Raw genomic sequence first — 13,852 nt, 5'->3', positions numbered from 1 at the left:
CCGCCGTCGGCAAGCCGCCGAACGAGGGATCACCTTAACTTACGTTCAGCCACAATGGAAATTGATCGTCCACAATGGATGCCCAAAAACGGCGAGCAAGCGATTAGGCCGTTCGGAGCCGTCGGCCGAACCGGACGCCGTGTTAGCTTCAGATGGGGAGTTCGGCGAGGGAGGGTGCGGTGACCGGCCAGCGGACCGTGAGCGAGGACAGCACCGCCGAGGAAATCTTGGCGGACCTGAAGGGATTCTTCGCCACCGCGACCGCCGGGAACACGCCCGGTCCCGACGAGGACTACTTCGCGCTGGGGCTGGTGAACTCGCTGCTGGCCCTCGAACTGGTCGCGCACGTCGAGCGCCGGTTCGGCATCGAGGTCGGGGTGGAAGACCTCGACCTCGACAATTTCCGGACGATGAACCGCGTCGCCGGATTCGTGCGCCGAAAACGATCGGCCGGAATTTCGTGACCGCGGATTTCGTGACCCCGGGTTTCGCGAACAGAGTGGATTCCGCCGCGTTCGCGGCTTCGGTGCGGCCGGACGCGGCGGGCTGGGACGCCCGCGGCGCGGTGCCCGCCGAAGTGGTCAAGACCATGGCGCGGGCGGGTTTCCTGGCCGCCGACCTGCCCGTGTCCGCCGGCGGGACCGGACGCACGCAGGCCGGGCTCGGTGAGCTGTGCGCCGACCTCGGTGGCGTCTGCGGTGCGTTGCGGGCGCTGGTCACGGTGCAGGGCATGGTCGCCGCGGCCGTCCTCCGCTGGGGCACCGCCGGGCAGCGGGCCGGCCTGCTGCCGGAACTGGCCCACGGCGAGGTGCTGGCCGGGTTCGCGGCCACCGAGGCCGGCGCCGGAAGCGACCTGTCGGCCGTGACGACGTCCGCGGTGCGCGAGGGCGGGCAGGTGCGCGTGCGGGGCCGCAAGCTGTGGGTCACCTTCGGGCAGCTCGCCGGCGTCTTCCTGGTGCTCGCCGAATGCGCGGGCCGTCCCGTCGCCGTGCTGGTCGAAGCCGACCGGCCGGGCACGGCGGTCGAGCCGGTGCGCGGTCAGCTGGGGCTGCGGGCGGCCCAGGTCGCCCACGTCCGGTTCGACGGTGTGCTCGTGCCCGAGGAGAACCTGCTCGCCCCGCCGGGGTTCGGCCTTTCCCACGTCACGGCGACCGCGCTGGACCACGGGCGGTTCACCGTCGCCTGGGGCTGCGTCGGCATGGCGGAGGCGTGCCTGCGCGCCGCCGCGGGGCACGCCGGAACCCGCGTGCAGGGCGGCGTGCGGCTGGCCGGGCACCAGGCGGTGCGGGCACTGCTCGGCCGTTGCCTCGCCGACGCCGCCGCGGCGCGGCAGCTGTGCGCCCGCGCGGCGGACCTGCGGGAGCGCGGCGACCCCGAAGCCGTGGCCGGGACCGTGCTGGCCAAGTACGTGGCGGCGCGCGCGGCCGCCGCGGTCGCCGACCGGGCCGGGCAGGTCCTCGGCGCGGCGGGCTGCGCGGAGGACAGCCTGGTGGGCCGTTTCTTCCGCGACGCCAAGGTCATGCGGATCATCGAAGGCGCCGACGAGGTCGCCGAGCAGCAGCTCGGCGAGTACGCGTTGCGGTGGCGGCCGTGAAGCGGGTGACAACCGAGGCTTCGCCTCGGGCCGGGGGCTTCGCCGCCCGGACCCCCGAAAAGCGGGTCAAGTGCCTGGTCTGGGACCTGGACGACACCCTCTGGGACGGTGTCGTGCTCGAAGGCGACCGGCCCCGCCCGTTCCCCGCCGCGGTCGAGACCCTGCACACGCTGGACCGGCGGGGCATCCTGCACGCCGTGGCGGGCCGGGGCGAGCTGGCCCGCGCCAGCGGCCACCTCGCCGAACACGGCCTGGAAGACCTGTTCTGCGCGCTCGAAGTCGGCTGGGGCGAGAAGTCGGCGTCGATCCGCCGCATCGCCGCGGAGCTGAACATCGGCCTGGACACCATCGCCTTCGCCGACAACGACCCCGCCGAGCGCGCCGAGGTCGCCGCCGTCCTGCCGATGGTGCGTTGCTACCCCGCCGAGCGGGTCGGCGAGCTGCCGGGCCTGGCCGAGTTCCGGCCCGAGCTGGTGACCGGCGAGTCGCGCCGCCGTCGTCACCGGTACCTCGCCGAACGGGACCGGGCCGCCGCGGAACGCGCGTTCCCCGGTCCGCCGGCCGAGTTCCTCGCCTCGCTCGGGCTCACGATGACCGTCCGGGCCGCCACCGAGGACGACTTCGCCCGCGCGCACGAACTGACGCTGCGGACCCACCAGCTCAACACCACCGGCCGCACCCTCGACGCCGGCCGGCTGCGCGCACTGTGCGCGTCCCGCGAGCACGAGGTCCTCGTCGCGGACGTGACCGACCGGTTCGGCGCGCACGGCACGGTCGGGCTCGCCGTGCTGCGTCTCGCCGGCCAGGACGTCGTGCTGGAACTGCTCCTGACGTCGTGCCGGGTGCTGAACCGCGGCATCGGCACGGTCCTGCTCGGCCACCTCGTGCGGGACATCCTCGCGCGGGGGCGGCGGCCCGTCGCCCTCTTCGTCCCCACCACCGCCAACCGGATCATGCTGGTGACGCTCCGGTTCGCCGGCTTCGAACCAGCCGGCCCGGAGGGCGCGCTGGCCTTCGATCCGCGGCGGCCGCCACCACCCCGGCCGGGGCACGTCCGGATCGTCGACGGGAGGAACCGGTGAAGATCGGCGTGGTGGGCGCGGGCGTGATGGGAACCGGCGTCGCCCAGTGCTTCGCGGCGGCCGGGCACGACGTCGTCGTCGCCGACCCCGACCCGCGGGCGCTGGACCGGGGCCCCGCGCGCGTCCGGGACGGGATGAGGCTGACGGCTCTGCTCGGCCGCCGCCCGCCACCGGCGGCCCCCGACCGGATCCGCTGGAGCGACCGGCTCGAAGAGCTCGGCGGCAGCGGGTTCGTCGTGGAGTGCGCCGCCGAACGGCTGCCGCTGAAGGAGACGCTGTTCGGCGAGCTGGACCGGCTCTGCCCCGCCGCGACGATCTTCGCCTCGTGCACGTCCGCCGTCCCGATCGGCCACCTCGCCGCCGCCACCGCCCGCGCGGACCGCGTCATCGGCACCCACTTCATGAACCCGGCCCCGGTCAAGGACGCGGTCGAGGTGGTCCGCGCGGCGGCGACGAGCGACGAGACGCTCGGTGCGACCACGGAACTCCTGACCGCCATCGGCAAACGGCCGATCGTGGTCGCCGACGGCCCCGGCTTCGTCGCGAACCGCGTGCTGATGGCGACGATCAACGAGGCGATCGCGACGGTCGGCGACGGCATCGCCGACGCCGTCACCGTCGACCAGGTCTTCGAAAGCTGTTTCGGTCACGCGATGGGCCCGTTGCGCACGGCCGACCTCATCGGCCTCGACGTCATCCGGGACACCTTGGTGGTGCTGCGGGAGTGCACGGGGAACCCGATGTACACCCCGTGCCCGCTGCTGACCGAGCTGGTCGACAGCGGCAGGCTGGGCCGCAAGACCGGCCGCGGTTTTTATCCCTACCCGGCCGGTTACTGTGCCGATCGTTACTAATCCGACCACAGTCACGGCCGAATGACTTTCGTAGCAACAGTTACGCGCCGCGCGAGGGTCGGCCTACTTTTGGTCGGATTAGTAACACCAAAAGAGCACTATTGAGCCGTTCGAGTGAAACACCCTCCTACCGTGGCAGGCAAACCACCGCGAGGCCATACTTAATTGTGTCAAGCAGCATTTGCTGCAATCACCAAGGGGGGTTCCATGAAAAGAATGCTGATCGCCGCATCGACCATTGCCGCACTGGGCATGGTGGCCACGGCCGTTCCGGCGTCCGCCGCTTCAGCGCCGGAAAACACCACTGCGCAGGCGAAAGCCGGCCACTGGGCACTCTACGACACCTTTGGCGGAGGAATTCGCGGTGAGATCGAGTGTTCCGTGGCCGGCGAAACCGGCCTCCGGCAGGGCCGCTGGCCCGCTTACTACTGCGACAACGGAGTCTTCGAGACAGATCTGATGATCTGGATTCCCTGACCGATTCCACTGAATGTGCCCGGCGGCCCTTCGATTCCGAATGGCCGCCGGGTACATCTCTTTTTCTCTCCGGCGCGGTTCACCCGCAACGTCATCCGAACAGGAAACGCCCGAATCCGACGAAGACCCGGCCCAGCGCCATGCCGAACCTGAACGACGTCTCGGCGAGCGCCCGGGCCACGCGCCAGACGATGCGGCCGGCATACCCCAGGACGCGCCCGGCCGCCTGCGTGATGCCGGTGACCACCGTCCGGGCGAAATGGACGGTGGCACCGGCCACCCGGGTGACGCCGTGCCACACGTCCCGGACCGCCCGCCCGGCCTTGCAGGCCCAGCTGAAGATCGACCAGCACCGCGTTCCGTCCAGGTCCTGCCGGTTGACCGGGTCGCCGTGGACGTAGTCGTAGTCGTTCGCCGAGCCGCCGTCGACCGGGTCCACCGAGAGGAACCGGCCCAGCGCCGGGCTGTACGGCCGAGCGCCCATCTCCACGACGGCCAGCGAACCGGCGTGTTCGTACGGACGCTGGTACTGCCCGAGCCAGCCGTCGTCCAGCTGTCCCGGCCCGTTGTCCGGCACGTTGTCCGGGTCCACCGCGCCGTCGGAACCGAGGGGCAGGCCGTCGGGCGTGTAGGTCCGCAACGCGCCGACGACGAGTCCGCCGTTCTGGACGGTGGCGAACAGGTCGCCGCGCACGGTGGGCAGGTCCCAGTTGTCCGGTGCCTGGGACGTCTGTTCGGTCCAGACCACACCACCGGGTAGCACCTGGGTCCAGGTCAGGACGTGGTGGTCCGCGTCGAAGGTGACCGAGGCGTTGTCGCCGTCGGCGGCGTAGCCGTAGAGCACCGCGGCCGGCTGGTCGCCTTGGGCGACGTCGCGCCGGATGATCCGGTTCGTCGCGTCCCGCAGGTAGGACACGTCCGCGGCGCCCGGACCGGTGACGGACAGGCCGAGGTTGCGGTCGGCGGAGTCGAACCGTACGAAGGTCGTCGAGCCGCCGGTCGTGGACGCCGTGGTGTTGCCGTGGGTGTCGTAAGTGACGCCGCTGGTCGCACCCGCGCCGACGGTGGCCAGCAGCCGGTCGGCGTTGTCGTAGCAGTAGCCGGTTTCCGCGGTGCCGCCCGCGGTCTGGTCGAGCAGGCGGACGCGGTTGGTGTCGCGGCCCGCGTTCGCCTGTGTTCCGGTGGGGCAAGTACCGCTCGCGACGGACGTGAAGTCGTAGGTGAAGTGGTGTCCGTTGACGTACGCCTGCGTCAAGCGGCCGGCCGCGTCGTAGCCGTAGTTCGGGCCCGCGGGGTTGGCGTCCACTCCGGCCAGCGACTCGTCGGTGATCGTGCCCGCCAGGGAGCGCGTCACCGCAGACACGGTTTCCTTGCCGTCACCGGTCTTCCAGGTCTGCGAGGTGATCCGGCCGGCGTCGTCCCGGCCGATCGCGGCCAGCGACGTGCGGTTGGAGTAGGACACGGACGCGAGCTCACCGGCGCCGTCGTAGGTACTGGTGGCCTGGGTCGTGCCGTCGACCTGGACCGTCAGCACCCGGCCCGCGTCGTCGTAGGCCGTCACGGTCACGCGCGGCGGGTCGTTGGACAGCGACGGGTCGCCGGCCGTCCGGACGACCCGGCCCGCCTGGTCGTAGGTCGTGGTGGTGTCGGTCCCGTTGGCGTCCCCGTACTGGACGACGCGGCCGAGCAGGTCCACCTTTGTGGTGACCGTGCCGTTGTAGTCGCTCACCGCACTGGTCAGCGGGTCGCCGCCGACGGCGTAGTCGTGGGTGACGGTCCGGGCGCCGATGGCCGGGTTGGCCGGAAAGGTCTGCCGGGTGATGCGGTCGCGGACGTCGTAGCTCGTGCACGACCAGTCGCCGGAGGTGGACTTGGCCACCACCCGGCCGGACGCGTCGTACACCTGCTCGTCGACCCGCGCCGGCCCGGAAGCCGGCATGGCGCCGGTGGTCTGCCGGGCCATCCCACCCTGGTTGACGGCCGGGCTTCCGGCGACGCACGGGTCCGATCTCGTCTCCGTGTCCCCGTAGTAGGCGTAGGTGGCCTGACCGCCGGCCGGCAAGGTCTTGCCGGTCTTGCGCAGGTATCCGCCGCCGGGCTGCTCGTAGCCGCTACCCTCGCTCAGCGAGAGTCCCGCAGGGTCGGTGACAACCGCCGAAGCCAGGCCGAACGCCGGGTCCAGGCCGGTGTAGCGGGTCGCGGCGGTCCGGTCGGGCACCCCGCCGGACTCGGCCGTCACCGTCGAGGTGACCAGGCCGTACCGCGGCCGCAACCGGCTGCCGGGCACGGGTTCCTGAACCCCGCCGGGTGTCGTCCAGTGCAGTTCCAGCTGGGCGAGGGACGTCGCGTCGTAGTAGTCGACGCGGATCCGCCGGATCCGGCCGGGGGCGTCGCTGCGCACCGTCGCCTGCCGCCAGCTCGCCGCGGTGTCCTTCCAGTCGTCGATCACGGTCCCGTCGTCGATCCACACCCGCACGCCGTCGTCGGCGAGCACGCGCAGGGTGTAGTCGCCGGTTTCGGGGAACACGATCTCGCCGGTGGCACGCAGCGAAAACCGATCGGCGGGAATGCCGTCGGCGGGCGCGGCGGTGTCCCAGTTGCGGACGAGCCCGCCGCCGGGATCGCCGATCCCGGTGGCGAACACCTTGGGCGCGCCGGTCAGGGAGTCGTTGTCGTAGTAGGCGACCGAGAGGCCGTTCATGCCTTCGTCGTAGCCGGTGTGCTCGTGCGGCACGGTGTTCGCGCACGCCGCGGTCGGCAGCTGGCCGCTGAAGCACGCGCCGGGCGCGGGGCCGTAGGAGCCGACCAGCCGGTCGGCGTGGTCGTAGACCTTGGCCGACACGCGGCCGGCCGGGTCGGTCGACGTCAGCTGCCGGTCCTGGGCGTTCCAGGTCCGGCCGGTCGTCCGGCCGGTCGCGTCGGTGCTCGTCAACGCGCGGTCGGCGGCGTCATAGGTGACCTTCGTGGCGTACCCGGGCGCCGGGGACAGGCCCGCGACGTCCGTATAGGTCTGGCGGCCGGCCGGGTCGTAGCGGTAGGTCCGGCCCTGCCGCGCCTGGCCGATCGCCGGAACCGCGGAACCGAGACCGGTCGCCTTCGGCTTGGCTCCGTCGTCGTAGGTGACGAAGCCGGTCACGTCCGCGGCCTGGCCGGTGCGGGCGGCCGGGTCGGCGGCGATCCAGTCGTTGGCCCGGCTGTCCCGCAGGCCGTTGAGCAGGCCCCGCGCGGTGTAGCCGAAGTCGGTGACCTCCGCGCCCGGGTCTTCGATCCGCGCGAGGTTCCCGGCCGAGTACCAGAGGCGGGTCTCGGTGCCGTCCCAGTACGTGACGCGGCACAGCATCTGCGACGGCGGCAACGGGTCCGCCCCGGGCGGCAGTGGTGTCCCGCCGTAGCAGTCGTCGCCCGCGCGGTTGTAGTGGAGGACGTGCGAGCGGCCGGAAACCGGATCCTTGATCTCCCGTAGCCGTGACGGCGCGCCGTCGTAGACGTTCCGCAGGGTCGCGGGCTTGCGCGAGTCGGCGACGCTGGTCTGCGACTCGAGCCTGCCGTCCGCCCGGAACGAGAACACGTTGGGGCCCTCGGTCAGGGTCACCCGCCCGCCCGCGTCGAGCCCGAGCACGCCGACCTCGCCGGACGGCGGGGTGTACCCGCCGGTCCCGGCCTTGACCCACGTGTGTTTCGCGCCGGTGCCGTCGGTGAGCACGATCGACTGATCGGCGATCTTCGCCTCGACGTAGCCCGTCCCCTCACCGTCCACATCGGACGAAAGCGTCCAGCCACGGGGCACCGCGGGCAGGTCCGCCGAGTAGAGCCAGTCGCTCGGCACGATCTGCGCGGACACCGTCGCGCCGTCGTCGGCGCGGGTGAACAGCTTCATCTGGGCGAGCCCGGTGGCCTCCGCCAGCTCCACCTTGACCGGCACGCGCTGCCCCGCGGCGAGGGACGTCGGGGCCGACTCGGTCCAGTTGACGTCGCTCGGCCCGGACACGTCGTAGACCTTGGCCCCGTTGACCCAGACCACCGCGCCGTCGTCGTGGACGCCGGCGAACTGGTACCGGCCGGTGGCCGGCGCCTGGAAGTAGCCCTCCCACCGGACGACGAACCAGTCGGCCGTCAGCGCGGGCGCGAACGGCGACTCGCCGCCCCAGTTGACGTTGACCTGGGGTTCGGTGCGGACCAGCACCGGTTGCTGCGCGTCGCTGATCAGGCCGTTGTGCGACAGGTCGGCGAAGTAGGACGTCTTGAGCCCCTTGGGCTCGGCCTGCTGGGAGTTGTAGCCGAACGAGAGCCCGGCCTTGCCCGCCACCGTCGTGAACGCCGGGCCGCTGACCCGGGTGGACAGGTTCCCGTTGGCCAGGTTCACCGTGAACGGGCCCAGGGTGTCCACCGGCGACGGTTCGTGCTCGCCGATGCGCTGGTCCACCTTGAAGTGGCCGACCCACGGCGGCGCGGTCGTGGTGATCCCGCTGGCGGTGGTGGCCTGCCAGGTGTAGGTACCCCCGTCCTGGAGCACGCCGGGTGGGACCGTCCACGTGGGACTGTTCAGGCAGCCGGAGTCGACCACGACGCCGGACTTCGCGTCAGGACCGGTCGCCACCTTGTAGCAGTAGGCGACCGGGTCGCCGTCCGGATCCGACACCGGGTTGACCGCCAGGGTCGGGCTCAACGACGTCAGCACGCTGTTGTCCGCAGGTGCCACCGGGGTCGCCGCCGGGGGCGCCGTGCCGGTGTCGACCGTCAGGGTCGCGTCGAGGTTCTTGTACGTCCAGGTTCCCGGCACCTCGCTGCCCACCAGCATGAAGAACGCCGCCTGCCGGGTATCGACGACGTGCCGGAGGAACCCGGTCAGCTCCGCCGAGGAGAACGCGCCGACATCGCCGACGAGCGCGCTCGCCAGCCGCGCGCCGAGCCCGTTGAAGTTCAGCGCGGCCGCGTGGTACAGATCCGCGTTCCACGTCTTGAGCGATCCGACGACGCTGGTGTTGCGCGTGACGTCGACCCGGGCACCGACAACGGTCTTCCCGTAAAGAGGCGAGTAGTCGAACCGCAGGGCGGTCCGGTTGTAGGAGTCGCCACCGAACTGGCTGTTGCCGATCCGAAGACCGCAGTTGTCGCAGACGTAGCCATCGGAGCGGTACGCCTGTGAGCTCAACACACCGAAGGTGAACGTCGGATCGACCCGCACCGGGTACACGCGCTTCGGATCGCTCAGCCAGTTCCCGTCCACCGAGACCGTCAGGATCCAGTGCGCACCGGCGCGTTCGACCCGGTACCGGCCCCCGGTCAGCCCCGGGGCCCGGTCGGCGCCGCCAGAAGAGTCCCATGCCTCGACGGGGGGCATGACCAGCCTGACCACCGATTCGTCATCGACGAGCCGGACCGTGCCGTCCGGTGCCACGCTCGGCGTCAGTCCGGCGGTGGACAACCGGAACCGCCACTGCGCTTTTCCCGTCGCGGGCGGCTGCTTCAAGACCAACGTCTCCTTGACCGCGCCCCTGGTGATCTCGTACTCCAGGTCGGTGCCGGTCTGCGCGTTCTCGTACGTCACCCGGTTCCCGGTGACGCGCGCCGGGCTCGGTGCCGCCTGCTCCAGCCCGAGCGAGGCACGCTTCCCGGCCACCGCCACCGAGACGACGTCCGGGTCGGCGGCGTTGGGCCCGAGGGACGGCGCCAAGGGCTGGGCATCGGCCGCCAGTCTGCCGGACGGCACGCGCCGCAAGGTCGTGTCGACCGGATGCCACTGTCCCTTCGCGTCCGCCACGTTCATGGGCAGGCTCGACTGCCGCGACGTGCGCGTGCCATCCGGATTTTCGTACTCCTCGGCGAACATCGAGCGCGACACCAGCCTCGACCGCCGCGGATCGAAGTGCGCCGCGGTTCCGGCGCGCGTCGACATCGGCCCGAAGCCGGCCTTGGCGACCGCGACGGGGTCCGCCACGACGGGCCGGCCCGGGATCACCGGAACGTCTCGCGGGTCGATCCGGCGCGGCGCAGCCGCCGCCGGTGGTGCGCCCGCTGCCGTCGGCACGTCGAACGCCGTCATCCCGAGTGCGACGACCGCGGCGAGCACGAAGGCCCGGCATCCGCGCGCTCGGCATCGTCCGAACCGGCGTGGCATCGGCATGGCTCCCCCTAGCGTCCGCAGCCCCAGTGAGCGTCACAGTAGCGCGACGCCCCGTGGTGCGCGCCGATTCACATGTGCGCTGGTCATCAGGCTTTTTGCGGCGGCGAACCGGCAACTTTGCCGCGACGGCGGCCGGTCTCGACCAGGTCCGTCTGCGCCTGGTCCGCCTCGGCCAGGGCGTAGGGCACGGTGCTGACGCTCAGGTGATGAGCCCCGGCGAAGCCCAGGAACTCGCGCGGCCGCCGGGCAACGCCGCGGGGACGACCGCGAACCACGACCTCGCCGACCACCCTCGTGGTGCAGTCGGTCGTCTCGGGCGTCACCGCGGTGACCGCGATCGCCGCGCTCGTCTACACCGCCCAGTCGACCACCCGGCAGCTGCACCTGACCGAGCAGGGACAGGTCACCGATCGCGCCGCCCGCGGATCCGTCGAATAACTCACCGTCACATCCTCCGAGGCACCCGGCCCGGCGGCGGCCCAGCTCAGCCGCACGCCTTCCCGTTCACCGTGAAGGCCGCCGGATTCGAGTTGGTTCCGGTGTAGCTGCCGTTGAAGCCGATCGGCACCGACTTCCCGGGCGCCACCGAGCCGTTCCAGGGCATGGCCGTGGCGGTCACGTCCGGGCCGGACTGCGACCACGTCGCCGACCAGCCCTGCGTCACCTTCTGGCTGCCCGGGAAGGAGAACTTCAGCGCCCACGTCGTCCAGGCCGTGGTGCCGGTGTTGGTCAGGGTGAGGGCGGCGGTGAACCCGCTGTTCCACGTGTTCGCGGTGTACGTCACCGCGCACCCGCCGGCCGGCTTGTCCGGCAGCGTCGTGAACTGCGCGGACGGCGAGTCGGGACCGGCGAGGCCCGCGCCGTTGCGGGCCACCACGACCAGGGTGTAGGCGGTCGACGGCGTCAGGCCCGTCAAGGTCGCGGTCGTCCCGGTGACGGTGGCGAGGACCTTGCGGGCCGCGCCGGTCACGCTGACCACGTCGTAGCCCTTGATGCCGCTTTCCGGATCCGAGGACGCCGCCCAGGTCACCGTCGCGCTGGTGCCGGCCACCGCGGAGACGGCGGGCTCGCCCGCGGCGGCCGGGGGTGTCGTGTCCACAGTGGACGGGGACTTCTCCGCGGTCCAGTTCGCCAGCCACGCCAGCGCCGAGTTCCAGTTGATGGCGACCTCGTTCACCGAGTACGCCTGGATGTCGTCGACGAAGCAGCGCTGGGGCGCGCAGCCGGCGAGCAGCCGCGCGGCGGTCGGGTCCTGCAGGCCGCTGTTGGGCCCACCGGACAGCGCGCCGGGCGGGGCGGTCGGCAGCGACGGGTCCAGCTCGTGCGCCCAGAACCGGTGGTGCACGTTCTGCACGGCCTGGTCGCCGTGGCCGGAGACGTAGGAGTAGTTCGCGGGGTTACGTCCCAGCAGGTAGTCCATGGCCTGGAACGCGCCGTCGCGGTACTTGTCCTGCTTGGTGAAGTCGTACGCCAGGCCGAGCACCACGCCGTTGTTGGCGACCAGGCCGTTGGAGCCCCACTCGTACGTACCGTCGGCGGTGCGGTAGGGCGCGGGGTAGCCCATGGCCGCCATCTGCGCCAGGTGGCTGTCGGCGGTCGTGGTGATCGCCGTCTTGATCGCCGCGACGTCGGCCGCCGGCAGGTCGTTGGACACCAGGGCGAGAGTGATGTCGCCGAGCGCGCCCGTCGAGCCCCAGTCGAAGCCGTGGGTGGTGAAGCTGGCGCCGCGGTAGAGCGAGGAGCCCGTGACGTCACTGCGGTAGGCGCTCTTGCCGGTCGTCGTGTACAGCTCCGCGGCGGCCCAGTAGAACTCGTCGGTCACGGTGTTGTCGCTGTAGGTGCCGCCACCGGTGCCGTCGTTGGGGTCCGCGAGCACATTCGGGTTGGCCTTCGCCGCGGCGTAGGCCTTCTCGGCCGCGGCCAGCAGCTTCGCCGAGTACGCCGGGTCGATGGTCCGCCACAACCGCGACGCCTGCGCCGCGACGGCGGCCATGTTCAGCGTGGCGGCCGTGCTCGGCGGGGAGAGCCGGCGAGGCTGGCTGTCCTGGTCGGGGCGGGTGGGCAGGCTCGTCCACTGCGCGTCGTGGATCTTGTGGTGCACCATGCCGGCGTTCGGCTTGCCGTCGGGGACCTGCATTTCCAGCAGGAAGTCGACCTCCCAGCGCGCCTCGTCGAGGATGTCGGGCACGCCGTTGCCCTGTTCCGGGATAGCCAGCTTCCCGTCGCCCAGCGCGCTCGCGTCGCCCATCCGCAGCGCGCGCTCGTACTCGTCGAGCAGTTCCCACGTGGCGATGCCACCGTTGACGACGTACTTCCCCTGGTCGCCGGCGTCGTACCAGCCACCGCGCACGTCGAGGGTGTAGCCGCAGTTCAGGTCGGACCGGCAGGGAACGTTGTTGTCGCCCTGGTTCGGCGCGACGTTCAGGTGCCCCGCCGGGCGAGCGTAGGCCGCGCCTGCGTATCGGGCGTCGATCGCGATGCCGCTGCGCTGGTGGTAGAAGAACGCGAGCGAGTCGTAGCGCAGTTTCTTCAGCCCGTCCGCGGAGATGTCGAAGGGGAAGCTGGTCTCGGAGCCGACGGTCAGCGTGTAGCCGGTCCCCGCGGTGTCATAGGCGGAGAAGTCGATCTCGTGCACCTTTTCACCGGAAGCGGCGTCCGCACCGCGCGGCCGGGTCTGCCCGGTGGCGACGGCGGCGCCGGCGGAGTTCTTCAGCGTCCACGTCAGTGCCGTGGCCGAGTCGCTGATCACGGTGGCCTTCTTGGGCAAGCCAGGCGTGTAACTTTCCTGGTTCACCCGGATGCCACTGGTGGGTGGCAGGCCACCGGGCGGAATGACACCGCCGATCAGGGAGATGTTGTCCAGGCAGACGGTGTTGTTCGCGGCCTGGCCGCCGAACCAGAACGCCAGCTGCCCGTTGCCGGCGTTCGGGAAGTCCAAAGTGGACGTGAAGGTGACGGTGAAGTGCTGGGTCGCCGGCGTGACGGTCAGGTCGGTGCGCGAGATCTGCCGGTAGGGTGAGACGGCCTCCCCGGCGACGGCGGAGATCTGCTGGGCGGTGGTGGCGTGCGCGTCGAAGGTCAGCGTGTACTGCTGTCCCGCCTCGAAGGGAACCCCGTTTTGCCCGGCCAGAGCGTCGTAGCCGTTGGCCGTACCACCGGTGACGTCGGTGCAGAACTCCCCAGCGGTGACGCGGCCGGTAGTGCCGGACCCGGCCCACCAGGGGTCGATGGTGCCACCGGAGAAGGTGCCGTTGAGCAGCCGCTCGTAGTCAGCGGCCGACGCGGGAACGGACCCGGCCGTCAGCCCGAGCGCCGCCGCGGCCAGCAAGGCCAGACCGGTCCGCAACTTCCTTGCCCGCATTCGCCATCTCCTCGTCGTCGAGCCGGCCGCAGGTTGGGAGCGCTCCCAGGAAGGAGACTGTAAACGGCCCGGCACACGGTTGGCAATATCCGCACTGTGCGGGCCGGGATCAGCTGCTTGAGGAGGCGTTCGGAGGTATGGGCCGTTGGTGGGCAGCCGCCTGCTGTCATGCCGCTGCTGCTCCTTGGGAATCCGGGGCTCGGCGGACCCCCGGGCACTGCCGGCAAGCCGCGGAGGTGACGGGATAGGCCTCAGCCGGCTGCGTATCACCCCAGTGGCGGGTATCCGGGGCCAGGGCCGGGGCCGGCTCAGTACGGGGCGGGCAGGTGCTCGACAAGACGGCCGCACCGTGCGGGTGCG

9 protein-coding genes are annotated in these 13,852 nt (G+C 71.5%); 6 read left to right on the top strand and 3 right to left on the bottom strand.

The window, feature by feature from the left end:
- Nucleotides 1-179 precede the first annotated feature (179 nt).
- The 5 genes from A3CE_RS0147680 to A3CE_RS0147660 all read left to right on the top strand — a co-directional run bounded on the left by A3CE_RS0147680 (nucleotide 180) and on the right by A3CE_RS0147660 (nucleotide 4,007).
- Complete coding sequence (locus A3CE_RS0147680; RefSeq protein WP_020647215.1) at nucleotides 180-464, top strand: acyl carrier protein; 285 nt, start codon at nucleotides 180-182, stop codon at nucleotides 462-464.
- Nucleotides 461-1,594: an acyl-CoA dehydrogenase family protein gene (locus A3CE_RS0147675; RefSeq protein ID WP_020647214.1), complete on the top strand. Its 1,134-nt coding sequence runs from the start codon at nucleotides 461-463 to the stop codon at nucleotides 1,592-1,594. The genes A3CE_RS0147680 and A3CE_RS0147675 overlap by 4 nt, the downstream gene beginning before the upstream one ends.
- Nucleotides 1,591-2,676 carry an HAD-IIIC family phosphatase gene (locus tag A3CE_RS0147670; RefSeq protein WP_245589741.1) on the top strand — a complete coding sequence of 362 codons (1,086 nt, stop codon included), beginning with the start codon at nucleotides 1,591-1,593 and terminating at the stop codon, nucleotides 2,674-2,676. Before A3CE_RS0147675 ends, A3CE_RS0147670 begins: the two co-directional genes overlap by 4 nt.
- Nucleotides 2,673-3,530 carry a 3-hydroxyacyl-CoA dehydrogenase family protein gene (locus A3CE_RS0147665; protein WP_020647212.1) on the top strand — a complete coding sequence of 286 codons (858 nt, stop codon included), beginning with the start codon at nucleotides 2,673-2,675 and terminating at the stop codon, nucleotides 3,528-3,530. Before A3CE_RS0147670 ends, A3CE_RS0147665 begins: the two co-directional genes overlap by 4 nt.
- Nucleotides 3,531-3,737: 207 nt before the next feature.
- Nucleotides 3,738-4,007 (top strand): hypothetical protein, encoded by a 270-nt coding sequence (locus A3CE_RS0147660; RefSeq protein ID WP_125591730.1) that lies wholly within the window; start codon nucleotides 3,738-3,740, stop codon nucleotides 4,005-4,007.
- Nucleotides 4,008-4,098: 91 nt separating this feature from the next.
- Here the strand turns inward: A3CE_RS0147660 and A3CE_RS0147655 are convergent, their stop codons facing one another.
- Together A3CE_RS0147655 and A3CE_RS53920 are read right to left on the bottom strand one after the other, a co-directional pair.
- Nucleotides 4,099-10,077: a PA14 domain-containing protein gene (locus tag A3CE_RS0147655; RefSeq protein WP_020647210.1), complete on the bottom strand. Its 5,979-nt coding sequence runs from the start codon at nucleotides 10,075-10,077 to the stop codon at nucleotides 4,099-4,101.
- Between the two features lie 140 nt (nucleotides 10,078-10,217).
- A complete protein-coding gene (locus A3CE_RS53920) occupies nucleotides 10,218-10,421 on the bottom strand; it encodes a hypothetical protein (protein WP_020647209.1) in 204 nt (67 codons plus the stop codon).
- 7 nt (nucleotides 10,422-10,428) lie between these two features.
- Between A3CE_RS53920 and A3CE_RS57145 the strand changes: the two genes are divergently transcribed.
- On the top strand, nucleotides 10,429-10,569 hold the full coding sequence (locus tag A3CE_RS57145) for a hypothetical protein (protein ID WP_157376802.1): 141 nt from the start codon (nucleotides 10,429-10,431) through the stop codon (nucleotides 10,567-10,569).
- A 46-nt stretch (nucleotides 10,570-10,615) separates the two neighbouring features.
- Here A3CE_RS57145 and A3CE_RS0147640 read toward each other — a convergent pair whose 3' ends face one another.
- On the bottom strand, nucleotides 10,616-13,492 hold the full coding sequence (locus A3CE_RS0147640; RefSeq protein WP_043791507.1) for a glycoside hydrolase family 9 protein: 2,877 nt from the start codon (nucleotides 13,490-13,492) through the stop codon (nucleotides 10,616-10,618).
- Nucleotides 13,493-13,852 lie beyond the last annotated feature (360 nt).

Origin of the sequence: Amycolatopsis balhimycina FH 1894 (assembly GCF_000384295.1) — a bacterium.
Taxonomy (GTDB): Bacteria; Actinomycetota; Actinomycetes; order Mycobacteriales; family Pseudonocardiaceae; genus Amycolatopsis; species Amycolatopsis balhimycina.
Note: the sequence above shows the minus strand (reverse complement) of the source record. Positions and strands in the feature narration are given on the sequence as shown.